This is a genomic window from Pseudomonas arsenicoxydans (assembly GCF_900103875.1).
Classification (GTDB): Bacteria; Pseudomonadota; Gammaproteobacteria; order Pseudomonadales; family Pseudomonadaceae; genus Aquipseudomonas; species Aquipseudomonas arsenicoxydans.
The window spans coordinates 5,932,849-5,956,280 of record NZ_LT629705.1 but is presented as its reverse complement, the minus strand read 5'-3'; the positions used below and the strand labels follow the sequence as shown (position 1 = coordinate 5,956,280).

Annotated in this window: 16 protein-coding genes; 12 read left to right on the top strand and 4 right to left on the bottom strand. The window is 57.2% G+C overall.

Annotated elements, in window-relative coordinates:
* Positions 1–15 precede the first annotated feature (15 nt).
* The gene (locus BLQ41_RS27900) at positions 16–2,100 is read left to right on the top strand and encodes an AIPR family protein (RefSeq protein WP_090187140.1); all 2,085 of its coding nucleotides are present in this window, start codon (positions 16–18) and stop codon (positions 2,098–2,100) included.
* Between the two features lie 133 nt (positions 2,101–2,233).
* Here the strand turns inward: BLQ41_RS27900 and BLQ41_RS27895 are convergent, their stop codons facing one another.
* From BLQ41_RS27895 to BLQ41_RS27885, 3 genes are all read right to left on the bottom strand, one after another.
* Positions 2,234–3,484, bottom strand: coding sequence for a ribonucleotide-diphosphate reductase subunit beta (locus BLQ41_RS27895; protein WP_084322765.1), 1,251 nt, complete (start codon positions 3,482–3,484; stop codon positions 2,234–2,236).
* Between the two features lie 516 nt (positions 3,485–4,000).
* Complete coding sequence (locus tag BLQ41_RS27890; RefSeq protein ID WP_090187138.1) at positions 4,001–4,315, bottom strand: hypothetical protein; 315 nt, start codon at positions 4,313–4,315, stop codon at positions 4,001–4,003.
* Between the two features lie 188 nt (positions 4,316–4,503).
* Positions 4,504–4,767: a DUF2790 domain-containing protein gene (locus tag BLQ41_RS27885; RefSeq protein ID WP_090187135.1), complete on the bottom strand. Its 264-nt coding sequence runs from the start codon at positions 4,765–4,767 to the stop codon at positions 4,504–4,506.
* Positions 4,768–5,240: 473 nt separating this feature from the next.
* On the opposite strand from BLQ41_RS27885, the gene acs reads away from it, so the two are divergent.
* From acs to argR, 7 genes are all read left to right on the top strand, one after another.
* On the top strand, positions 5,241–7,196 hold the full coding sequence (gene acs / locus BLQ41_RS27880) for an acetate--CoA ligase (protein ID WP_090187133.1): 1,956 nt from the start codon (positions 5,241–5,243) through the stop codon (positions 7,194–7,196).
* Between the two features lie 688 nt (positions 7,197–7,884).
* Complete coding sequence (locus BLQ41_RS27875) at positions 7,885–8,658, top strand: ABC transporter substrate-binding protein (RefSeq protein ID WP_090187130.1); 774 nt, start codon at positions 7,885–7,887, stop codon at positions 8,656–8,658.
* 91 nt (positions 8,659–8,749) lie between these two features.
* Entirely contained in the window at positions 8,750–9,439 is a 690-nt protein-coding gene (locus BLQ41_RS27870; protein WP_090187128.1) for an ABC transporter permease, read from the top strand.
* Complete coding sequence (locus BLQ41_RS27865; RefSeq protein ID WP_090187125.1) at positions 9,436–10,134, top strand: ABC transporter permease; 699 nt, start codon at positions 9,436–9,438, stop codon at positions 10,132–10,134. Before BLQ41_RS27870 ends, BLQ41_RS27865 begins: the two co-directional genes overlap by 4 nt.
* Position 10,135: 1 nt before the next feature.
* Complete coding sequence (locus tag BLQ41_RS27860; protein WP_090187121.1) at positions 10,136–11,248, top strand: M14 family metallopeptidase; 1,113 nt, start codon at positions 10,136–10,138, stop codon at positions 11,246–11,248.
* A gap of 27 nt (positions 11,249–11,275) precedes the next feature.
* The gene (locus BLQ41_RS27855) at positions 11,276–12,040 is read left to right on the top strand and encodes an ABC transporter ATP-binding protein (protein ID WP_007943885.1); all 765 of its coding nucleotides are present in this window, start codon (positions 11,276–11,278) and stop codon (positions 12,038–12,040) included.
* A 283-nt stretch (positions 12,041–12,323) separates the two neighbouring features.
* On the top strand, positions 12,324–13,304 hold the full coding sequence (argR, locus tag BLQ41_RS27850; protein WP_033056741.1) for a transcriptional regulator ArgR: 981 nt from the start codon (positions 12,324–12,326) through the stop codon (positions 13,302–13,304).
* Between the two features lie 8 nt (positions 13,305–13,312).
* Here argR and BLQ41_RS27845 read toward each other — a convergent pair whose 3' ends face one another.
* Positions 13,313–18,028 carry a dermonecrotic toxin domain-containing protein gene (locus BLQ41_RS27845; protein ID WP_090187118.1) on the bottom strand — a complete coding sequence of 1,572 codons (4,716 nt, stop codon included), beginning with the start codon at positions 18,026–18,028 and terminating at the stop codon, positions 13,313–13,315.
* A 286-nt stretch (positions 18,029–18,314) separates the two neighbouring features.
* On the opposite strand from BLQ41_RS27845, the gene BLQ41_RS27840 reads away from it, so the two are divergent.
* The 4 genes from BLQ41_RS27840 to astD all read left to right on the top strand — a co-directional run bounded on the left by BLQ41_RS27840 (position 18,315) and on the right by astD (position 23,332).
* Positions 18,315–19,535, top strand: a complete 1,221-nt coding sequence (locus tag BLQ41_RS27840) for an aspartate aminotransferase family protein (RefSeq protein WP_090187115.1) — start codon at positions 18,315–18,317, stop codon at positions 19,533–19,535.
* Between the two features lie 202 nt (positions 19,536–19,737).
* On the top strand, positions 19,738–20,757 hold the full coding sequence (gene aruF, locus BLQ41_RS27835; protein ID WP_090187112.1) for an arginine/ornithine succinyltransferase subunit alpha: 1,020 nt from the start codon (positions 19,738–19,740) through the stop codon (positions 20,755–20,757).
* Positions 20,758–20,840: 83 nt separating this feature from the next.
* Entirely contained in the window at positions 20,841–21,866 is a 1,026-nt protein-coding gene (gene astA / locus BLQ41_RS27830) for an arginine N-succinyltransferase (protein WP_090187109.1), read from the top strand.
* A complete protein-coding gene (gene astD, locus BLQ41_RS27825) occupies positions 21,863–23,332 on the top strand; it encodes a succinylglutamate-semialdehyde dehydrogenase (RefSeq protein WP_167360553.1) in 1,470 nt (489 codons plus the stop codon). Before astA ends, astD begins: the two co-directional genes overlap by 4 nt.
* Positions 23,333–23,432: the final 100 nt, after the last annotated feature.

Below are 23,432 nucleotides of genomic sequence, written 5' to 3'. Positions count from 1 at the left end.
TGGTGAGGGGATGTAATGGAGCTGATCGATTATCACCGAGACTTAATTGAGACGGTTCGCGCACGAGCGGAGTCTTCTAGGGACTTTGTAAGGGCTAGCTTTGTTGAAGAATGTGGGGAACTGCTGACAGGTGCCGAAGAACTACTAGGTTTTGAAGTATGTCGCTTTGAAGGCCTCGCTAAAAGAAGGAAGCTTCTTGTAGATGGATATTCATTCGACGATGCTGATAATTCACTATCTTTAATGGTTTGCGAGTTTTTCAATGAAGACGAGATCTCGACATTTAACACGTCAGATGTTCAGAAAACATTTGGCATGCTTCGAGCCTTCTTGGAAGAGTCCCTTGATGGCACGTTGACAGATGGTAGTGTGGATGAAAGCCAACCTGGCTATGGCCTTGCCAGCGACTTGATGGATTGGCATTCAAAGATATCCAAGTATCGATTTTATTTAATTAGTGACGGTTTGCTAAAAACCAGAACTAAAGATTGGTTGGAGCAAGATATCAATGGCACCGCCGTAGAGTTGCACATCTGGGATATAGGTCGTTTCCATTCCGCTTATGTCTCTGCGACCGGACGTGATGAGTTAACTGTTGATTTTTCAGAGGTCGAGGGAAGGGGGTTACCTTGCCTCGCAGCAGCGCATTCTGAGGGAGAATACAAAGCTTATCTTTGCATGATACCAGGCGATTCTTTAGCTGATATTTATGAAAAGTATGGTAGCAGGCTTTTAGAGGGCAACGTTCGGACGTTTCTCAGTGCTAAAGGTAAAGTTAACTCCGCCATTCAAAACACCATTCGCACTCAACCAGAAATGTTCTTCGCTTTTAATAATGGTATAGCTGCAACGGCCGAAAACATTGTTTTGTGTTCAGATAGTGGAAGCTTGCGTATACAGAGTGCTACGAATTTGCAAATCGTAAACGGCGGTCAAACCACTGCTTCTCTAGCACTTGCGAAGCGGGGCGGTAGCGGTAAAAAAGATGTGGCTGATCTATCGAAAGTAATGGTTCAAATGAAGTTGTCTGTTCTGCCGCCGGAAAGAGCGGGAACATTAACACCTGAGATAGCTCGATTTGCCAACAGTCAAAATAAAGTTAGTGACGCAGATTTCTTTTCAAATCATCCCTTTCACGTTCGGCTGGAAGATTTTTCACGTAGGTTATTCACATCCCCAGTTGGTGGTGCACAACACGGTACTCATTGGTTTTACGAGCGTGCTCGAGGGCAGTATGTTAATGAGCAGGCTAAGCTTTCAGCTTCTCAGAAGACTCAGTTTCAATTGCAAAATCCGAGGAGTCAGTTATTTACCAAAACTGATGTCGCTAAATATGAGAATACATGGAAGGAACAGCCCCACAAAGTGAGCATGGGTGCACAGAAAAATTTCATGTTCTTTGCTGACACTATTTCAAAATCTTGGGCCACAGATGGAAGAATTTACACTGAGGAGTATTTTCGTTCTCTTGTAGCTTTGGCTATTATCTTTCGTAGCACTGAGTCAATTGTAACTCAGCAAGAGTGGTATCAAGGGGGGTATCGTGCCAACATCGTAACTTACTCGATAGCGAAACTGCACAATCTAATCGCCGAAGAGCAGCTTGGTAAGCAATTGAATTTGCGTAGCATTTGGGATCGGCAGCGTATTGATGAGGTTCTGTCGGACCAGATAGCGATCATTGCAAAGTATGTCTTCCAAGTGCTGACAGATCCTGATCGTCCTAAAGATAACGTCACTGAATGGGCGAAAATGCAGGCTTGTTGGGAGCAGGTTCGGGATTGTAAAGTGACGTTAAGTACTGGTTTTATCCAAACTTTACAAGATTTAAAAGGTGTTCATGAGGCATCCGAGAGTTCCAAGGTTACTCAAAAACTAGATGATGGTATAGAAATTCAGATGTTGGTAGTTGATGTGCCAGGCATTGAATGGAGCAGAATGCTTAACTGGGGTGTAAAAAAAGATAAGCTCAGCCCTAAGCAAATCAGCTTGTTGCGTGGTGCTACATTAATTCCTAAAAAATTACCTACTGAAAAGCAGTGTATCGAAATTTGGAAAGTTAGAAACAAGTTAATAGAGTTTGGATATTTAGCGCTGTAGCGCATATATTTTGGGGTGTGCTTATAAGTCTCCTGAAAAAACTTCTCCGGTTTTAAGTGCCGTAGAGTTGAAATGAAGATTATTTTTATAAATAAAAAGCCCTGTATCCAGGGCTTTTTATTTCAGCTTTGAATCAATCCCAGCTCAACGCCCCACCAGTCTGATACTCAATAACCCGAGTCTCAAAGAAATTCTTCTCTTTCTTCAAGTCCATAATCTCGCTCATCCAAGGGAACGGGTTAGTCGTCCCTGGATACTCTTCCTTCAAACCAATCTGCGACAAACGACGGTTAGCGATGAACTTCAGGTAGTCCTCCATCATCGCCGCGTTCATGCCCAACACGCCGCGAGGCATGGTGTCACGCGCGTATTCGATTTCCAGCTGAGTGCCTTGCAGAATCATCTGCGAAGCTTCTTCCTTCATCTCGGCATCCCACAGGTGTGGGTTTTCGATTTTGATCTGGTTGATCACATCGATGCCGAAGTTCAGGTGCATGGATTCGTCGCGCAGGATGTACTGGAACTGCTCGGCGACGCCGGTCATTTTGTTGCGGCGGCCCATGGAGAGGATCTGGGTGAAGCCGCAGTAGAAGAAGATGCCTTCCAGGACGCAGTAGTAGGCGATCAGGTTGCGCAGCAGCTCTTTATCGGTTTCGACGGTGCCGGTTTCGAACTTCGGATCGGAGATCGAACGGGTGTATTTGAGGCCCCAGGTGGCTTTTTTCGCGACCGATGGGATCTCGTGGTACATGTTGAAGATCTCGCCTTCATCCATGGCCAGCGATTCGATGCAGTACTGGTAGGCGTGGGTGTGGATCGCTTCCTCGAAAGCCTGGCGCAGGATGTACTGGCGGCATTCCGGGTTGGTGATCAGGCGGTACACGGCCAGGACCAGGTTGTTGGCAACCAGGGAGTCGGCGGTGGAGAAGAAGCCGAGGTTGCGCATGACGATGCGGCGCTCGTCGTCGGTCAGGCCTTCCGGGTCTTTCCAGAGGGCGATGTCGGCGGTCATGTTGACTTCTTGCGGCATCCAGTGGTTTGCGCAACCGTCCAGATACTTCTGCCAGGCCCAGTCGTACTTGAATGGCACGAGTTGGTTGAGGTCGGCGCGGCAGTTGATCATGCGCTTTTCGTCGACGGCAACACGGGCGGAGGCGCCTTCGAGTTCGGCGAGGCCTTCGGCGATGTCGAGGTTGTCCAGGGCAGCTTTGGCACGGGCGATAGCGGCAGAGTCGGTCGCGGTTACGGCGCGAGCTTCTTGAGCGGCGACACCACCAGCGGTGTCGAGTCGGTCCATGTTGGCTTCAGTCGCGTGGCCGGCGTTGGCGCCTTTTACCACGGTCTCGCCGCTGTCTTCTTTGTCGAATTCGTCCCAGCTCAGCATGACGTGTCGTCTCCTGCGTGAGGGCCAGATGCCCGTGTGAAAACTGAATGGTTGGTTTTTCACACGACCTTACTGGCCGCGTTGGATAGCGTTTTTTGCAGCGGTACACGCAGGCAAATAAACATAAATTTGTACGGGGTTCCGAGAGCCTCTGAGGGGCGCAGAAATCGGTGAGGACTTCGGCGTGGGCTTCAGACTGGCTGTTATCCCTGTAAGGGAATATTGCAGGCCCGTTTAAGGCGGCATTATAGGGAAATTTTTGCGGCCGTGGTGGGGCGAATCCGCGCATGGAGCGGTCGAGAAGGCGGGTTTTTCGGTCGGAGCGAGGGTTTACAGGGCTTTGGCTGGATATCGCGGGTGCAGATTTTTTTTCATAAATTTTGGTGAACAAATTTTTTGTTCAAAAAATAGCCAAAAAAAGCGGTTTTTCACTACATGTTGTGTTTTGAATCGGTTTTCGGTGGCTCCAGACACAACTAAGCCCGACCGAAGTCGGGCTGTAAGTCAGCTCGATGATCAGCTGAATCGAGCGGCACCAACACGGTCAGCGCCATCGGCAGCAACCTTGGCAGCGCCAGTGTGATCAAAACCATCGGCAGCGACTTTGGCGGCGCCAGTGTGATCAGAACCGTCAGCGGCAAGTTTGCCTGCACCGATGTGATCGGCGCCATCAGCGGCGAAGGAGGCCGAACCGGTATGGTCGTAGCCGTCAGCAGCGACAGCCGCTTCAGTGGTGAAAGCCGCCGAGCCGGTGCGGTCGTAACCGTCAGCAGCAAAGGTGTTGGCAGCCAGGACAGACAGGGTCAGGGCGAGGATCAGTTTGGTTTTCATGGTAGTGGCTCCAGGTTCGTGGGCGTTTTATGCCTTGGGTGTGGAATTCATACTACGCCGACAAATTTGATTAAAAAGCGCAAATAAACGCTTAAAACAATCGTATAAATCGATCTATACGGTTCGGCGCTTCATCTGCCTGAAACAGCGGGCGGATGGGTCGAACCGTTTAGGAAAGTGCCGGGTGATTAGCCGTTAGAGCAGCCGTTACCCATGATGCTGTAGCGAAGAATATGGCGTTGACCGTTGGAGTCGTCGTATTCCATTTTCATTGGAACGACGCCACACACATCCGGTACTTCACTCATGGAGATAACTTTGGCGATGTCCAGGTGAGTGGAGTAAGTGTATTCCTCGATGGCCGGTTTTTGCTGCGCAACATCAGTCGGAGCCTCGTCTGCCATGGCGGTTACGCACAGACTGCTGAGGGCCAGAACTAATAAAGCTTTCATTTCTTTTTTACCTTTTAGAGGTCGAGTGGGGTCACGCAACCTTTTTGGGGTTGCGTGTGGAACTTGATCACTTGTTGGTTGATTAACTGCCTTCGTGGGGGCTGCAACTTGGTTAATCAGGGTTTGCCTTGTTGGCGAGGCTGATTTTAGGCGTGGGGTCTGCATTCATATAGGTGGGCTTTTGATAAACACCTTTGACAGATTTCGTAACAATCACCGATTAACGTTGTAGAAGTCGGTTTGTTGGCGAAATACCGACGTGGTTTTTCAAGCGGACCGCGTCATCGTTTTTCGCGCTCAAGCCGCGTTCCCAATGGGGTTGCAGAGTGTTTGGGACGAGCGTTCCAGGCGTGTCCCGGGCTTATCACGATATTTTGTAGGGGCTTGTTACTACCATCGTCGAATGGTTCTATAGGCCCGGCCCGGCTACAACAGGACCATACAAAAACAACTATTCCACCGAGGTAAGAAAGATGAGTGCGGCTTCCCTGTATCCCGTTCGTCCCGAGGTTCTGGCCAACACGCTGACTGACGAGGCGACCTACAAGGCCATGTACCAGCAGTCCGTCGTCAACCCGGACGGCTTCTGGCGCGAACAAGCCAAGCGCCTCGACTGGATCAAGCCTTTCACCACGGTGAAGCAGACGTCCTTCGACGATCACCATGTCGACATCAAATGGTTCGCCGACGGCACCCTGAACGTTTCCTACAACTGCCTCGACCGCCATCTGGCCGAGCGCGGCGATCAAATCGCGATCATCTGGGAAGGCGATGACCCTTCCGAGAGCCGCAACATCACCTACCGCGAGCTGCACGAACAAGTCTGCAAATTCGCCAACGCCTTGCGCGGCCAGGATGTGCACCGCGGTGACGTGGTGACTATCTATATGCCGATGATCCCCGAAGCCGTGGTCGCCATGCTGGCGTGCACCCGGATCGGCGCGATTCACTCGGTGGTATTCGGTGGCTTCTCGCCTGAAGCCCTGGCCGGCCGCATCATCGACTGCAAATCCAAAGTGGTGATCACGGCTGACGAAGGCATTCGTGCCGGCAAGAAGATCCCGCTCAAGTCCAACGTCGACGACGCCCTGACCAACCCGGAAACCAGCAGCATTCAAAAAGTCATCGTGTGCAAGCGCACCGGTGGCGACATCAAGTGGAACCAGCATCGCGATATCTGGTTTGAAGACCTGATGAAAGTGGCGGGCACGGTCTGCGCGCCGAAAGAAATGGGCGCTGAAGAAGCGCTGTTCATCCTTTACACCTCCGGTTCGACCGGCAAGCCAAAAGGTGTCCAGCACACCACTGGCGGTTATCTGCTGTACGCGGCGATGACCCACGAGCGCGTGTTCGACTACCGTCCGGGCGAAATCTACTGGTGCACCGCCGACGTCGGCTGGGTCACTGGCCACACTTATATTGTCTATGGCCCGTTGGCCAATGGCGCGACCACTTTGCTGTTCGAAGGCGTGCCGAACTACCCGGACATCACTCGGGTGGCGAAGATCGTCGACAAGCACAAGGTCAACATTCTCTACACCGCACCGACCGCTATCCGCGCGATGATGGCGTCGGGCAAGGCCGCCGTTGAAGGCGCCGATGGCAGCAGTCTGCGTCTGTTGGGTTCGGTCGGTGAGCCGATCAACCCGGAAGCGTGGGATTGGTACTACAAAAACGTCGGCCAGTCCCGCTGCCCGATCGTCGATACCTGGTGGCAGACCGAGACCGGCGCCACGCTGATGAGCCCGCTGCCGGGGGCGCACGCGCTCAAGCCGGGTTCTGCGGCACGACCGTTTTTTGGTGTGGTGCCAGCTCTGGTGGACAACCTGGGCAACATCATCGAAGGCGCTGCCGAGGGCAACCTGGTGATTCTCGATTCGTGGCCAGGCCAGGCACGCACGCTGTACGGCGACCACGATCGTTTCGTCGACACCTACTTCAAGACCTTCCGTGGCATGTACTTCACCGGTGACGGCGCCCGTCGCGACGAAGACGGTTACTACTGGATCACCGGTCGTGTGGATGACGTGCTTAACGTCTCCGGCCACCGCATGGGTACCGCCGAAATCGAAAGCGCGATGGTTGCTCACCCGAAAGTCGCCGAAGCTGCCGTGGTCGGTGTGCCGCACGACATCAAGGGGCAGGGCATCTATGTCTACGTCACCCTGATCGGTGGCGAAGAGCCAAGCGAGCAGTTGCGTCTGGAACTGAAAAACTGGGTGCGTAAGGAGATCGGCCCGATTGCATCCCCGGATGTCATCCAGTGGGCGCCAGGCTTGCCGAAAACCCGCTCGGGCAAAATCATGCGCCGCATCCTGCGCAAGATTGCGACGGCCGAATACGATGGGCTGGGGGATATCTCCACCCTGGCGGATCCGGGTGTGGTGCAGCATTTGATTGAGACGCACAAGACCATGAACGTCGCTTAATCGCAGTTCTTGAGTCGACAAAGCCCCGCCCGGCATTGCGCCGGGCGGGGCTTTTTTTGTACCGATCGTACCGATACCGATCGTTCCCACGCTCCGCGTGGGAATGCCGCCCGGGACGCTCTGCGTCCCTTCCTGCGTGTGACGCAGAGCGTCACTGGATGCATTCCCACGCGGAGCGTGGGAACGATCAGCGTTGATTTTCAACCAATATTTATCGACTCACCTGTCAGCCCATTCCCACTGTTACCCGCCACCCTTCAAGTAACTAAATGTGTAACCGCCCGCTCTCATACGGGGCAATGGGAAACGCAAAGCCCCGTCCCCGGGCGTCTCCAGCCCTCGCATAAAATAAGAACCCACGCTGCGCTTGCCGGATTAGAAGGGTTTGCCAATAATAGGCCCGCAATTTGCAGCATAGATCGGTTCACTGTCTTTTGCTCTTGCATGAATTTGCAAGGCTGTCAACGCGCCCAAGCGGCTTTCTCGGTGCTTCTGTAATTAGTTGTCGCATTGAAGAAATATCGGCTTCGGGCCTGTCGTTAGAATGCCGATCACTCGCTCGTTGTCGCCCGCGTTGAAAATAACGCGCGATTCCTACAACGCAGCATCGCTTTTACGGTTCCACTCATTCGCATATTGGGCTGTCGCTCACTCTGCCGTTTTAGCCCTTTACCGATGGAGTCCCAAGATGAAGAAACTCGTGCTGCTTGGCGCCCTGGCACTGTCCGTGCTGTCTCTGCCAACCTTCGCCGATGAAAAGCCTCTGAAAATTGGTATCGAAGCGGCTTACCCTCCGTTCGCGTCCAAAGCGCCGGACGGCAGCATCGTTGGTTTCGACTACGACATCGGCAACGCCCTGTGCGAACAGATGCAGGTCAAGTGCGTGTGGGTCGAGCAAGAGTTCGACGGTCTGATCCCGGCACTCAAAGTGCGCAAGATCGACGCGATTCTGTCGTCGATGTCGATCACTGAAGACCGCAAGAAATCCGTGGACTTCACCAACAAGTACTACAACACCCCGGCTCGCCTGGTCATGAAGGCCGGTACTCCGGTCAGCGACAGCCTGGCTGAGCTCAAGGGCAAGAACATCGGCGTGCAACGTGGTTCGATCCACGAGCGTTTCGCCCGCGAAGTCCTGGCCCCGCTGGGTGCCGAGATCAAGCCTTACGGTTCGCAGAACGAAATCTACCTCGACGTGGCCGCTGGCCGTCTCGACGGCACCGTGGCTGACGCTACGCTGCTGGATGACGGTTTCCTGAAAACCGACGCCGGCAAAGGTTTCGCTTTCGTTGGCCCGGCCTTCACCGACGTCAAATACTTCGGCGACGGCGTGGGTATCGCGGTTCGCAAGGGCGACGCGTTGAAAGACAAGATCAACACCGCGATCGCTGCCATTCGCGAGAACGGCAAGTACAAGCAAATCCAGGACAAATACTTCGCCTTCGATATCTACGGCAAGTAACACGTCCAAGCGACAAGTCCGAAATGGCGCAAGCAACAGGATCTCTGAGGTTTGCGCCATTTTTTCATCCCAACATTCGAGGACCTGAATCATGTTGAAAGGCTACGGGGCTGTCATCCTCGATGGCGCATGGTTGACGCTTCAGCTCGCCTTGTCGTCCATGGCCCTGGCCATCGTTCTGGGCCTGATCGGCGTTGCATTGCGTCTGTCACCGGTTCGCTGGCTGGCATGGCTGGGCGATCTGTACTCCACGGTGATCCGCGGTATTCCCGACCTGGTGCTGATCCTGCTGATTTTCTACGGCGGCCAGGATTTGCTTAACCGCGTCGCGCCGATGCTTGGCTTTAACGATTACATCGACCTGAACCCGTTGGCCGCCGGTATCGGCACCCTGGGCTTCATCTTCGGTGCGTACCTGTCGGAAACCTTCCGTGGCGCCTTCATGGCGATCCCCAAAGGTCAGGCAGAAGCCGGCATGGCGTACGGCATGAGCAGTTTTCAGGTGTTCTTCCGGGTCTTGGTGCCGCAGATGATTCGTCTGGCGATTCCGGGCTTCACCAACAACTGGCTGGTTTTGACCAAGGCGACTGCGCTGATTTCGGTGGTCGGTCTGCAAGACATGATGTTCAAGGCCAAGCAGGCGGCAGATGCCACCCGCGAGCCTTTCACCTTCTTCCTCGCAGTGGCGGCGATGTACCTGGTGATCACCAGCGTCTCGTTGCTGGCATTGCGTCACCTTGAGAAGCGCTACTCGGTAGGCGTAAGGGCGGCTGATCTATGATCTTCGACTACAACGTCATTTGGGAGGCCTTGCCGCTGTACTTCGGCGGCCTGGTGACCACCCTTAAATTGCTCGCGCTGTCGCTGTTTTTCGGCCTGCTGTGCGCCTTGCCGCTCGGCTTGATGCGCGTGTCCAAGCAGCCGATCGTCAACATGACGGCCTGGCTCTACACCTACGTGATCCGCGGCACCCCGATGCTGGTGCAGCTGTTCTTGATCTACTACGGTCTGGCGCAGTTCGAAGCGGTGCGTGAAAGCTTCCTGTGGCCGTGGCTGTCCAGCGCAACGTTCTGTGCGTGCCTGGCGTTCGCGATCAACACCAGTGCCTACACCGCTGAAATCATCGCCGGCAGCCTGCGCGCCACGCCGAACGGTGAGATCGAAGCGGCCAAGGCGATGGGCATGTCGCGCTACAAATTGTACAAGCGCATCCTGCTGCCATCGGCCCTGCGCCGGGCGCTGCCGCAGTACAGCAACGAAGTGATCATGATGCTGCAGACCACCAGTTTGGCGTCCATCGTGACCCTGATCGACATCACCGGTGCCGCGCGCACAGTCAACGCCCAGTTCTACTTGCCGTTCGAAGCCTACATCACGGCCGGTGTGTTCTATCTGTGCCTGACCTTCATTCTGGTCAAGCTGTTCAAACTGGCCGAGGGCCGCTGGCTGGGCTACATGGCCCCGCGGAAGCACTGATATGGAACGCATCGATCATTCATTGCCGTGGAGCCACTTGGGCAGCGAACGCCAGATTTCGGTGTTCCGCTTCGGTACCGGCGAGCGCAAGGCCTACATTCAGGCCAGCCTGCACGCCGATGAGCTGCCGGGGATGCGCACGGCCTGGGAGCTGAAAAAGCGCCTGGCCGAACTCGAAGCCCAAGGCTTGCTCAACGGTGTGATCGAACTGGTGCCAGTGGCCAACCCACTGGGCCTCGGTCAGCTGTTGCAAGGCAACCATCAAGGACGTTTCGAGGCGGGCAGCGGCAAGAACTTCAACCGCGATTTCGTCGAGCTGAGCGCGCCAGTGGCCGCTGCGCTGGACGGGCATCTGGGGGATGATCCGCACGCCAACATCCGCATGATTCGCCAGGCCATGAGCGATGCGCTCGACGCCTTGCCGCCGGCCGCGAGCCAGTTGCAAGGCATGCAGCGCATCTTGCTCAGCCACGCGTGCACCGCCGATGTGGTGCTGGATCTGCATTGCGATGCCGAAGCGGCGCTGCACATGTATGCCTTGCCGCAGCATTGGCCGCAATGGCGTTCCCTTGCCGCGCACCTGGACGTGAAAGTGGGGTTGCTGGCGGAAGATTCCGGTGGCAGTTCCTTTGACGAGGCCTGCTCGCTGCCGTGGTTGCGCCTGTCGCGTCAGTTTCCCGATGCGCAAATCCCGCTGGCTTGCCTGGCGACTACCATCGAATTGGGTGGTCAGGCCGACACCGGCCGCGCTGAAGCCTGTGCTTATGCCGAAGGCATTCTGGCGTTCCTCGCCGAGCAAGGGCTGATCAGCGGTGAATGGCCAAAACCTGCGCAGGAAGCGTGCGAAGGCCTGCCGTTCGAAGGCACCGAATTGCTGTTTGCACCGCACCCGGGTGTGGTGAGTTTTCTGCGTAAACCCGGTGAATGGATTGAAGCCGGCGACGAGATTTTTGAAGTGATCGATCCGTTAGCGGATCGGGTCAGCACGGTGTGTGCTGGTACGTCCGGGGTGCTGTTTGCCATTGAACGGCTGCGTTATGCCCAACCCGGTTTCTGGCTGGCCAAGGTGGCGGGGCGCGAAGCGCTGCGTCACGGGCGCTTGCTCAACGACTGACTGACTGTTTTTGTGAGAACCGACCGCATGTACAAACTTGAAGTCCAAGACCTGCATAAACGCTATGGCAGTCACGAAGTGCTCAAGGGCGTGTCCCTGAAAGCGGCGGCTGGCGATGTGATCAGCATCATCGGCTCCAGTGGCTCCGGCAAAAGTACTTTCCTGCGCTGCATCAACCTGCTGGAGCAGCCGCACGCGGGCAAGATTCTGCTCAACAACGAAGAGCTGAAGCTGGTCGCCAACAAGGACGGCGCCCTGAAGGCCGCCGACCCGAAACAGCTGCAACGCATGCGTTCGCGCCTGTCGATGGTGTTCCAGCATTTCAACCTGTGGTCGCACATGACCGCGTTGGAAAACATCATGGAAGCGCCGGTTCACGTGCTTGGCATGTCCAAGGCTGAAGCCCGTGAAAAGGCCGAGCACTACTTGAACAAAGTCGGCGTGGGCCACCGCAAGGATGCCTATCCGGGCCACATGTCCGGCGGCGAGCAGCAGCGCGTGGCGATTGCCCGTGCGCTGGCGATGGAACCTGAGGTGATGCTGTTCGACGAACCGACTTCCGCCCTCGACCCGGAACTGGTCGGCGACGTGTTGAAGGTGATGCAGGCCCTGGCGCAGGAAGGCCGGACCATGGTGGTGGTCACGCACGAAATGGGCTTTGCCCGTGAAGTGTCGAACCAGCTGGTGTTCCTGCACAAAGGTGTCGTCGAGGAAAGCGGCAACCCGCGTGAGGTGCTGGTCAATCCACAGTCCGAACGCCTGCAACAATTCCTCTCGGGTAGCCTGAAGTAATCAAGACTGCCGTTGCGCACCGGGATAGTGCATGCTTCGCAACCTAAAGGCTGGCCCCTATCCCCTGTAGGAGCTGTCGAGTGAAACGAGGCTGCGATCTTTTGATCTTGATCTTTTAAAAGCGAGATCAAAAGATCGCAGCCTCGTTTCACTCGACAGCTCCTACAGGGCGGGGGCGATGCAGCGCCTGCGTTTGATCTTTATTGGTTTCGAGATATGCGTTCATTTACGGGCTAGCATTGGCCCATGCCTTCATCACTGTTTTCGTTTCGGATTGCCCGCCATGACTGCCCATCGAATTGGTTTCCTGATTTGGCCCAGCACTAAAGCACTGACGCTTGCGCTGGCTGAGGAGGCCTTGCGTGTTGCCCAGCGTGTGCACCCGGACGTTGTCTACGAACTGTCGTTTTTGCAGGCCGAACCGCCGACCGAAGGCGCCTGGCAATTGCCGGGTGAGCCGTGGGCCGGCAAGCTCGAAAATTTCCAGAAACTGTTTTTGCTCGCCGATGAGCCGCCGACCACACTCGCGCCGGCGCTCAGCAGTTCGTTGAAGCAGTTGGTGCGAGCCGGTTGTGTGATTGGTGGTTTGTCGGCCGGTGTCTACCCATTGGCTCAACTGGGTCTGCTCGATGGCTACCGCGCCGCCGTGCATTGGCGCTGGCAAGACGATTTCACCGAACGTTTCCCGAAAGTCATCGCCACCAGTCATTTGTTCGACTGGGATCGTGATCGCCTGACCGCGTGCGGTGGCTTGTCGGTTCTCGACTTGCTGCTGGCGGTGTTGGCCCGTGATCACGGCGCTGAGCTGGCCGGTGCGGTCTCCGAAGAACTGGTGGTCGAGCGCATCCGCGAAGGCGGCGAGCGCCAGCGTATTCCGCTGCAGAATCGTCTCGGTTCCAGCCATCCGAAGCTCACGCAAGCCGTGTTGCTGATGGAAGCCAACATCGAAGAACCGCTGACCACCGACGAAATCGCCCAGCACGTGTGCGTATCCCGTCGGCAGCTTGAGCGGATTTTCAAGCAATACCTCAACCGCGTGCCGAGCCAGTACTACCTGGAACTGCGCCTGAACAAGGCCCGGCAAATGTTGATGCAAACCAGCAAGTCGATCATCCAGATCGGCCTGTCGTGTGGCTTCTCTTCGGGGCCCCATTTCTCCAGCGCCTACCGCAACTTCTTCGGCGCCACGCCGCGGGAAGATCGCAACCAGCGGCGCAGCAGCAGCCCGTTCGAGTTATCGTCAGTGCCGTCTGAGCGAGGCTGACGGCGTATTTATTCGTCCATTTCGGACCCTTCCGTGGACGACATCTGCATCTCGCCTCGATTCATCACATCTTCCACGCCGAAATCCGTACCAGTGTTTTCGAAGTAGCTGATCAGTCGCAACAGCGCTTCTTCGGTGAGCGGATTGCCCCGTAAATTTATGGTTTCCGCTACTTCCATGGGCAATTCCATGATGTCGCTCGGGATGTCGGCGATTGCGTTATCGCTCAAATCTGCCCAATCAAGCAGGGTTAGCGAAAGCAGGCCTTCGGGTATTGTCGTAATACCGGTTCTCGGGAGTAGAACGGTCGAAAGCTCTGTCATTTGGCTCAAGTCAGGTGTGCGTTCCAGTGGGTTCAGGCTCAAGTCGAGATAATCGAGCTGGTCCATACCGGCCAATGCGTTAACCGAGTTGGCAGACAGACTGACGCGACAATCGGGCAGTGACAGTGAGCGCAGGTGACCCATCTTGAACACCGCTTCGGGAATGTCGGCGATGTCGAAGTCGCGCAACCTCAAGCTTTTCAGGTTGGAGAAGGACTCCAGGAAACGTCCGACCTGAGTCACGCCATCGGCGCTTCGCAGTTCCAGTGCGGACACATGACTGAAGTCGGCACTGAGTGACGGCAGTTCTCCATGGATGGGCTGATTGAAGACAAGCTCATACGTCGGCTCAAGCGAATCATTGAAATCATCCAGTTCGGACTCTTGCCGCCAGCACCGCTCCAGTACTGTCACGAATTCATCGCGGTTGGCATGTTCGGCAAACAACTGGAGCGCATTGAACGGTTCGCCGGTCAGCGGGTGCAGGGGCGGCAGATCAGCGGTCCAGGCTGCCAGATCATTGCTTAGCCGAGCGAGCTCCGCTTCCAGACGGGTCAGCTCTATGCGGCCATCTTCCAGCGTGCCCGGCAAATCGTAGACAAACTCGCTGGCCTGTTCGATGTCCCGGGTCGGGTAGAGCACCCTGACGCGTTGGATGTCGGCGTCCGGGGCATTGACGCCCGCATCGAAGGTGGTTTCCAGGTAATGAAGTTTGATGAGTTGTCGCGCCCGGTCGGTCAGTGGGTTTGATGACAGATGTACGCCGCGTTTATCGTACAGCGAACTGTCGAAAAAACCGGGCGGCAGTTCGGTGATGGCGTTGTTCATTAACAAGAGCGCATCGAGCTTCGGGTGGCGCAGTGCGCTGCCGGGGATGTCGATCAAACCTGTTTCGCTCAGGTCCAGGTGCACGAGTTCTGCAAACGAGTCGATGTTGGGAACCGTATCGAAAGGATTTCGGTGCAGGTCCAGCATCACCAGTTTTTTCAGAGGGGACAGTTTTGACCACGCGAGGGCGTCAAAGCTGATGGCGCAATCGTTGAGCACCAATGCGTCGAGGTTGGCCATTTTGGGGATGGCATCGGGCAGGGTGGTCAGGGTGAAACGGCGCAAATCGAGGCGACGCAGGTGAGTGAAACGCTGCAGGAACCCGTGAATACCTTGTTCCGCGCGACGACCTTCAAGGGCCAGCAGTGAGACGTGGCTGAAGTCGGCCGTCAGTGTCGGCAGATCACCCAGGATCGGTTCATTGAACCGCAACGCGTAGCGGGGACCGATGTCTGGCGCGTCCAGGTCCGGTTCCGATTGGCGACGCCAGCTGCGCTGGATTTCCTGGGCCAGCAATTGACGATTGTGTTGCTCGACCTGACGCTCCAGATCCGTCAGCGCAAGCCTGGTTTCAGGATGGATGGTGGGCGCGTCGTTTATCCATTGGTGCAGGTCTTGATGCAGTTGGGCAAGTTCACGGCTCAGACGTGTCAGCTCGACGCGAGCACCATCGGGATGTTGCTGCAAGCGAGTGACCAGCGTCTGCAGTTCCTGTGGTGCGATGTCGGGATACACCTCGCGCACCCTGTCATCGAGCGAGGGTGAATTGGGGTCAACGCGACCATAACCATCAGCCCCGCCAGGCAGGCGCATGGTCGTCGGGTCGTAGTAAGGTTTTCGCTGCGGATTTTTCGCAAATACGCTACGTAGACCCGGTAGGTTTTGTGCGTGCTCGGCGATGTGCTGTTTGAAAGCCAAGCCGTCTTGAAGGGAAAAGCCCAGCGTAGTGCGCTCGGAATCCGGCAGCGCCTGAAGAATGGCGTGATAAAAATCGACGGGCACATTAGAGACTTCATGGACCTGGTAACTGCCGTCATCTGCATGCACCAGTGTTCTGACGAGAGTGGCGTCAGCCTGGCCAATGCTGTCGCGCAAGGTGCTTTCATGGGCATATTCCCTGACCTCGATGCGCAGGCGATCCGGCCAGTCGGGTAACGACTCGAGGCTATGCAACGCCAGTCGATGGGTGTCCGCCGTGTCCATGCCCTCGAGATAAAATCCCTCAAACGCCCGGGCGCCGCGTACCGCCTCCATGGCTTTCACCGCCACGTCCTTGAGGCGCTGAGGCACACGACCATTCTCCAGTTGCTTCAGCTCGGTGCCGGTTGTGTTGCTCACCAGTTCTTGTGCGATGTCTGTCGGCAAACCTTGAGCGCTTCCGAGCACCAGTTGAACGTGTGGGTCGTCGGTTTTTTCAAGCTGACGGTAGCGCGATTCGAACAGCGATTTGCGCTGGTTAAGGGCCTGGTAAAGATCGGGGTGATCGCTAAGGGGCTGCTCGACGATGGCCTGAATCTCCCGGTCGATTTTGAAGCGTTTGATGGTGTCGGTCAGTAGCGAAGGCGGGCGTTGGTTCTCGACATGCGTCTCGCGCAGCACATTGTCGTGGAAGCCGCTGATCTGCAGGATCTGTTCGCGTTCTGTGTTGCTGAGCGACTCGACGCTGTGACCGAGGCGGCGCATCACGGTTTCCCGATCCCACGCCAGAGGTTGTTCCAGTGTGGTCTGCCAGGCGCCATGCCGGTTGTGCCGCAGAGGCGGTTGATAGGCGTCGGTGCGGTGCGGATGCTCGATCTGAAACTGCGCTGTTTCACTGTCCGGTTTGACGTTATAGAGCTTGCCTTCAAGGCGCAGCAGCGTTTTGCCCTGATGCTGATACAAACCCAGGTCATCGGGTGTGGCGGCAGTGGGCAAGTCGACGGTTTGTTCGTACGGTGTCAGGTCCGGCTTCCAGTATCGGGTTTTACCTGACGGGGTATCGATTGCTTTGAGCGGCGAAAGCAGCGCCACGGTTTCGCGAGACAGTAGACGGCTGAATGCACCCGCCGCCATGGCGCCGCCGACTGCGAATGCCCCCACTTCAACCACCGTTTCGACGAGCGTCATCAGTTGTTCGAAGGCTGCGGTTTTCTGGCCCTCGGCCCAATCGATGATGCCCTCAAAGGTTTCGTCGAGTACCTGATAAGCCATATAGGCCAGCATCACCTCTCCCAGGAAAGGCACAAAAGGCAATGCAACGAACGATGCCACTTCAAGAATCGATTTGGCGACACGGCTGAAGGCGTCCCACGCCGCCCATCGTGCGTTTTGGTCGGCACGGGCGGTCGAGACCGCAAGGGTGCGTGCGTCGTTGAGGATTTTGTTCAGTTGTTGCTGATAGAGGTGAATCCACAGGCAGCTATTGATCGGGCTCAGCGAAAACTGCAGGTTCGGCTTGTCGATGGGCGTGTCGCGCCAGCTTGGCCGTGGGTCGCCGCGCGTGTGCTCATGCCAGGTCACGCCGCTGAGTCGGCGGTTGAGGTCGGCGAAAAAATCACCCCTTTGCCCATGATCGACAAAACGGCTGAAGAAGGTTTGGTAGTCAGGGGAGCGCAGCTTGCGGGTCAGGTCCGTCATGAACGACAGGGTGTCAGGATACTGTTTGAGCGGATGTTCCGGGTCGTCGGGAATGTAAACGATGATCCGCGATGCTTGCGATTTGAGATCGAGTCGCGGCGCAAAAATGACGATCCCGGTCAGCACCGAGGACATCACTTTCAGGTCATTGGCGTGCAGACGCCAGTTGCCCAGCATCACGTTTTTTTGGCCCTCGATGATTGCGAGCATCGAGCGATACGCATCGGCCGGCAGGTCTCCGCGAACGTGAGCCAATTGCAGTGCGGATCGAAGGGCCGCCTTGTGCGTCGCGATGACACTCGACTTCAATACCGCGCCGGCCACCGGGTTGGTAAACCCCAGGTTGTCCTTGAGATGCGCCTCGTACTGGGCGCCGATATCCAGTTCCCTGCACAACCGGGTGAAGCCCTGAATGGACAGTCGGGGTTTGATCGTCGGCAACGTATCGAATTGCCCGGTGGACGAAGGTTTGGTGATGAATGTCGAGGCGGATTCATAAGCATCCGACGCGGTCTCCGAATCCTCGAAATTGTGCAAAGCTGCATCGAGCAGTGAAACCGTCCAGGTGCGTGCAGCACCGGTTTTGATCGCGAACCATGGCGTGGTTTGCGGGATGTACAGGCGCAGGAAAGTTGTCTTGACGTCCAGCTCCAGGCCGAAGCGACTCTTTAATGCATTGCTCAGGAGCGGTTCGGCAAAGTCTCGGGCGCTTTGCAGTTTATCCAGCATCGACTCCAGCTTGTTGCGCTGAGTCCAGTGTTGCGCGCTGGTGGCTTTCAACGACAGCAACTGCTCGCGGGTGGCGGTGGTGTGCCATTCAGGCACTGCCACTGAAGCGCTTTTCAGTGCGCCTCGCGTTGCCGGTGATGCTTTCAAGACCCAGTCGGGCAGATTGTTGAACGCATGTTGGAAATGCGCGTCTGGTTGAGCCATTGGCTCCGGTTCTTGCTGATTCATGCGCTATTCCCTTAGCGGCTGGATGGACGCCAAGCAAAACAAACGATGAAGCAGGGTGTGCGGTACATATTTACCGCACCGCTCGACAAGCCTGCCTATAACTTGTGCCGGCGGTTTAAACTGCGCCTTTGCGACCCTATATGTCGCATTGCCGTAAACCCGGGAAAAACCGGGGTTTGCGCTATAAGAAGTTGTCGCTTGGCGGCAAGGCCGGGCTGAAAACTGTCCTTACAATCCTCACCAAGCTCGCCAGTTCCCGGCGAGTGTTCCTCATCAGGAGACTCCGATGTCCGTTGAGCACGCTGCGGTAGAACGCGCCGATTTTGACCAGGTAATGGTTCCCAACTATGCGCCTGCCGCATTCATCCCTGTGCGTGGCGCCGGTTCCCGCGTTTGGGACCAGTCCGGCCGCGAGCTGATCGACTTCGCCGGCGGGATTGCCGTCAACGTATTGGGCCATGCGCATCCAGTGCTGGTCAGCGCCTTGACCGAACAGGCGAACAAGCTGTGGCACGTGTCCAACGTGTTCACCAATGAGCCGGCCCTGCGCCTGGCACATAAGCTGGTCAACGCTACTTTTGCCGAGCGTGCATTCTTCTGCAACTCCGGCGCCGAAGCCAACGAGGCCGCCTTCAAGCTGGCCCGTCGCGTCGGTTTCGATCGGTTCGGCAGCGAGAAGTACGAAATCATCGCCGCACTCAACAGCTTCCACGGCCGCACCCTGTTCACCGTGAACGTCGGTGGCCAGTCGAAGTATTCCGATGGCTTCGGTCCGAAGATCACCGGCATCACTCACGTGCCATACAACGATCTGGCTGCTTTGAAAGCCGCCATTTCCGACAAGACCTGCGCCGTTGTCCTGGAACCGATCCAGGGCGAGAGCGGTGTCATCCCGGCCGAACTCGAATACCTGCAAGGTGCCCGCGATCTGTGCACCGCGCATAACGCACTGCTGATTTTCGACGAAGTGCAGACTGGTATGGGCCGTACGGGTCACCTGTTCGCCTATCAACATTACGGCGTGATCCCGGACATCCTGACCAGCGCCAAGAGCCTGGGCGGCGGTTTCCCGATCGCGGCAATGCTGACCACCGAAGACCTGGCCAAACACCTGGTCGTCGGCACCCACGGCACCACTTACGGCGGCAACCCGCTGGCGTGCGCTGTTGCAGAGGCGGTGATCGATGTGGTCAACACCCCTGAAGTGCTGGCTGGCGTCAAAGCCAAGCACAACAAGTTCAAGGCTCGCCTGGAGCAGATCGGCGAGAAGTACGGCCTGTTCACCAAGGTCCGCGGCATGGGCCTGTTGATCGGTTGCGTGCTGAGCGAAGCGTGGAAAGGCAAGGCCAAGGACATTTTCAACGCCGCCGAACGCGAAGGCCTGATGATTCTGCAAGCGGGCCCGGACGTGGTGCGTTTCGCGCCAAGCCTGGTGGTTGAAGATGCGGATATCGATGAAGGCCTGGACCGCTTCGAACGCGCTGCCGCCAAACTGACGCAAGCCTGATAGACCCTTCGACGCCTGACCATTCAGGTGTCGATCCAAATTTTTGTGCCGGGCACAAATAAAGTGGGAGCGGGCTTGCCCGCGATGAGGGCCTGACAGCCGACTTCATTGTTATCTGACAGGACGCCATCGCGGGCAAGCCCGCTCCCACATGATCCGGGCATTTTTCTAATAAGTATTTTTCGAGAAAAGGAGTGACACCATGCTGGTGATGCGCCCTGCGCAAATGGCTGATCTGGGCGAAGTACAGCGTCTGGCTGCGGACAGCCCGATTGGTGTCACTTCCTTGCCGGATGACGTTGAACGCCTGAGCGACAAGATCGCAGCAAGCGAAGCCTCGTTTGCCGCCGAAGTCAGCTTCAACGGCGAAGAGAGCTATTTCTTCGTGCTTGAAGACACGGCCACCGGCAAACTGGTCGGCTGCTCGGCGATCGTTGCCTCGGCCGGTTATTCCGAGCCGTTCTACAGTTTTCGTAATGAAACCTTCGTGCACGCCTCCCGCGAGCTGAAGATTCATAACAAGATTCACGTGCTTTCCCAGTGCCACGACCTGACCGGCAACAGCTTGCTGACCAGTTTCTACGTGCAGCGCGAGTTGGTCGGTTCGCCTTGGGCGGAACTCAACTCCCGCGGGCGTCTGCTCTTCGTGGCCAGCCATCCGGAGCGTTTCGCCGATTCCGTGGTGACCGAGATCGTCGGCTACAGCGACGAGAATGGCGACTCGCCGTTCTGGGATGCCATTGGCCGCAACTTCTTCGACCTCAACTACGCTGAAGCCGAGCGCCTGTGCGGCCTGAAGAGCCGGACGTTTTTGGCCGAACTGATGCCGCATTACCCGATTTACGTGCCGCTGCTGCCGGACTCCGCTCAAGAAGCGATGGGCCAGGTGCACCCTCGCGCGCAAATCACCTTCGATATCCTGATGCGCGAAGGCTTCGAGACCGATCACTACATCGACATTTTCGACGGTGGTCCAACCTTGCACGCCCGTGTTTCGGGGATTCGTTCCATCGCCCAGAGCCGTGTGGTGCCAGTGAAAATCGGCGAGGCGGTCAAAGGTGTCGGTCGTCAGTACCTAGTGGCCAACGCCCAGTTGCAGGATTACCGCGCCGTGTTGCTTGAGCTCGATTACGCGCCAGGTAAACCCGTGACCCTGGATCTGGAAGCGGCCGAAGCCCTGGGCGTCGGTGAAGGTGCCAGCGTGCGCCTGGTGGCGGTTTAACGCCTGCTGCTATGCCTGGAAAGAATGCCTAGTAAGCAATAGTGTTTCGCGGGTGGCGCAAGCGGCCCGTCTGAGGAGATAGCATGATCGTTCGTCCCGTACGCAGCAGCGATTTACCCGCTCTGATCGACCTGGCCCGCAGCACCGGCACCGGCCTGACTACGTTGCCGGCCAATGAAGAGCGTCTGGCCCACCGGGTTGGCTGGGCCGAGAAGACCTTTCGCGGCGAAGCCGGGCGGGGCGATGCGGACTACCTGTTCGTACTCGAAGACGATAACGGGCGCGTGGTGGGCATTTCCGCCATCGCCGGCGCTGTCGGCCTGCGTGAGCCTTGGTACAACTTCCGCGTTGGCCTCACGGTCAGTGCCTCGCAAGAGCTGAATATCTACCGCGAGATTCCAACGCTGTTCCTGGCCAACGACCTGACCGGCAACTCGGAATTGTGCTCGCTGTTTCTGCACGCCGATTACCGCACGGGCCTCAATGGCCGCATGCTGGCCAAGGCGCGGATGCTGTTCATCGCCGAGTTCCCGCAGCTGTTCGGCAACAAGATCATCGCCGAGATGCGCGGTGTGTCCGACGAAGCGGGGCGCTCGCCGTTCTGGGAAAGCCTGGGCCGTCACTTCTTCAAAATGGAATTCAGCCAGGCCGATTACCTGACCGGCGTGGGCAACAAGGCGTTCATCGCCGAACTGATGCCCAAGTTCCCGCTGTACACCTGCTTCCTATCGCCGGACGCGCGCAATGTCATCGGTCAGGTTCACCCGGACACCGAGCCGGCCCTGGCGATGCTCAAGAGCGAAGGTTTCAGCTATCAAGGCTACGTCGACATCTTCGACGCCGGCCCTGCGGTCGAGTGCGAAACCGGCAAGATCCGTGCGGTGCGCGACAGCCAGGCACTGGTGTTGGCCATCGGCACGCCGGGTGACGACGCGACGCCTTTCCTGATTCACAACCGCAAGCGCGAAGACTGCCGGATGACCGCCGCGCCAGCACGTCTCGCCGCCGGTACGTTGGTGGTCGATCCGTTGACCGCCAAACGCCTTCAACTCAACGCCGGCGATCAAGTGCGCGCCGTTGCGTTGTCTGCTGCTCGGGAGTCGAAATAATGAATTCGCTATACATCGCAGGTGAATGGCTGGCCGGTCAGGGCGAAGCCTTTCAATCGCTGAACCCGGTCACCCAGCAAGTGCTGTGGGCCGGCGAGGGCGCAACCGCCGCTCAGGTTGAGTCCGCCGTGCAAGCCGCACGTCAGGCATTCCCGGGCTGGGCCCGTCGTACCCTGGACGAACGCATTGCCGTGCTTGAGGCCTTTGCCGCGGCACTGAAAAATAACGCTGACGAACTGGCGCGTTGCATCGGCGAAGAAACCGGTAAGCCGCTGTGGGAATCGGCAACTGAAGTGACCAGCATGGTCAACAAGATTGCGATCTCGGTGCAAAGCTACCGCGAGCGTACCGGCGAGAAGAGCGGCCCGTTGGGCGACGCCACCGCCGTATTGCGCCACAAGCCGCACGGCGTGGTGGCGGTGTTTGGTCCTTACAACTTCCCGGGCCATTTGCCGAACGGTCATATCGTTCCGGCGCTGCTGGCCGGTAACAGCGTGCTGTTCAAACCGAGCGAGCTGACCCCGAAAGTCGCCGAGCTGACGGTCAAGTGCTGGATCGAGGCGGGCCTGCCTGCCGGCGTGCTGAACCTGCTGCAAGGCGCTCGCGAAACCGGTATCGCCCTGGCGGCGAACCCGGGTATCGACGGTTTGTTCTTCACCGGGTCTAGCCGTACCGGCAACCATCTGCACCAGCAATTTGCCGGTCGCCCGGACAAGATCCTCGCGCTGGAAATGGGCGGTAACAACCCGCTGGTGGTCGATCAAGTGGCAGACCTTGATGCCGCCGTTTACACCATCATTCAGTCGGCTTTCATCTCTGCTGGTCAGCGTTGCACCTGTGCGCGCCGCTTGCTGGTGCCGCAAGGTGCCTGGGGCGATTCGTTGCTGGAGCGCCTGGTGGAGGTCAGTTCGACCATTGAAGTTGGAGCCTTCGATAAGCAACCGCCGCCATTCATGGGCTCGGTGATTTCCTTGGGCGCTGCCAAAGCCTTGATGGATGCTCAGGAACAGTTGATGGCCAATGGCGCCGTGGCGCTGCTGGAAATGACTCAGCCTCAGGCACAAGCCGCGTTGCTGACTCCTGGCATCCTGGACGTGACGGCCGTGGTCGATCGCCCTGACGAAGAGCTGTTCGGTCCATTGCTGCAAGTGATCCGCTACGCTGATTTTGAAGCGGCGATCGCTGAAGCCAACGACACCCAATATGGTCTGGCGGCCGGTTTGCTGTCCGATTCCGAAGCGCGTTATCAGCAGTTCTGGCTGGAAAGCCGCGCCGGTATAGTCAACTGGAACAAGCAACTGACCGGTGCCGCGAGTAGCGCGCCATTCGGCGGCATCGGCGCCTCGGGCAACCACCGCGCCAGCGCCTACTACGCCGCAGACTACTGCGCGTACCCGGTGGCATCGCTGGAAACCCCGAGCCTGGTGTTGCCTGCCTCGCTGACGCCTGGCGTGAAGATGGCGTAACGCCCATCGCCAGCAGGCTGGCTCCCACAGTGATCGGGTGGTACACAAAATGTGTGATCACCAACGAACCTGTGGGAGCCAGCCTGCTGGCGAAGGCCGC

Coding starts and splice junctions, on each gene's coding strand:
- BLQ41_RS27900 (WP_090187140.1), top strand. CDS start 16: ATGGAGCTGATCGATTATCACCGAGACTTAATTGAGACGGTTCGCGCA.
- BLQ41_RS27895 (WP_084322765.1), bottom strand. CDS start 3,484: ATGCTGAGCTGGGACGAATTCGACAAAGAAGACAGCGGCGAGACCGTG.
- BLQ41_RS27890 (WP_090187138.1), bottom strand. CDS start 4,315: ATGAAAACCAAACTGATCCTCGCCCTGACCCTGTCTGTCCTGGCTGCC.
- BLQ41_RS27885 (WP_090187135.1), bottom strand. CDS start 4,767: ATGAAAGCTTTATTAGTTCTGGCCCTCAGCAGTCTGTGCGTAACCGCC.
- acs (WP_090187133.1), top strand. CDS start 5,241: ATGAGTGCGGCTTCCCTGTATCCCGTTCGTCCCGAGGTTCTGGCCAAC.
- BLQ41_RS27875 (WP_090187130.1), top strand. CDS start 7,885: ATGAAGAAACTCGTGCTGCTTGGCGCCCTGGCACTGTCCGTGCTGTCT.
- BLQ41_RS27870 (WP_090187128.1), top strand. CDS start 8,750: ATGTTGAAAGGCTACGGGGCTGTCATCCTCGATGGCGCATGGTTGACG.
- BLQ41_RS27865 (WP_090187125.1), top strand. CDS start 9,436: ATGATCTTCGACTACAACGTCATTTGGGAGGCCTTGCCGCTGTACTTC.
- BLQ41_RS27860 (WP_090187121.1), top strand. CDS start 10,136: ATGGAACGCATCGATCATTCATTGCCGTGGAGCCACTTGGGCAGCGAA.
- BLQ41_RS27855 (WP_007943885.1), top strand. CDS start 11,276: ATGTACAAACTTGAAGTCCAAGACCTGCATAAACGCTATGGCAGTCAC.
- argR (WP_033056741.1), top strand. CDS start 12,324: ATGACTGCCCATCGAATTGGTTTCCTGATTTGGCCCAGCACTAAAGCA.
- BLQ41_RS27845 (WP_090187118.1), bottom strand. CDS start 18,028: ATGAATCAGCAAGAACCGGAGCCAATGGCTCAACCAGACGCGCATTTC.
- BLQ41_RS27840 (WP_090187115.1), top strand. CDS start 18,315: ATGTCCGTTGAGCACGCTGCGGTAGAACGCGCCGATTTTGACCAGGTA.
- aruF (WP_090187112.1), top strand. CDS start 19,738: ATGCTGGTGATGCGCCCTGCGCAAATGGCTGATCTGGGCGAAGTACAG.
- astA (WP_090187109.1), top strand. CDS start 20,841: ATGATCGTTCGTCCCGTACGCAGCAGCGATTTACCCGCTCTGATCGAC.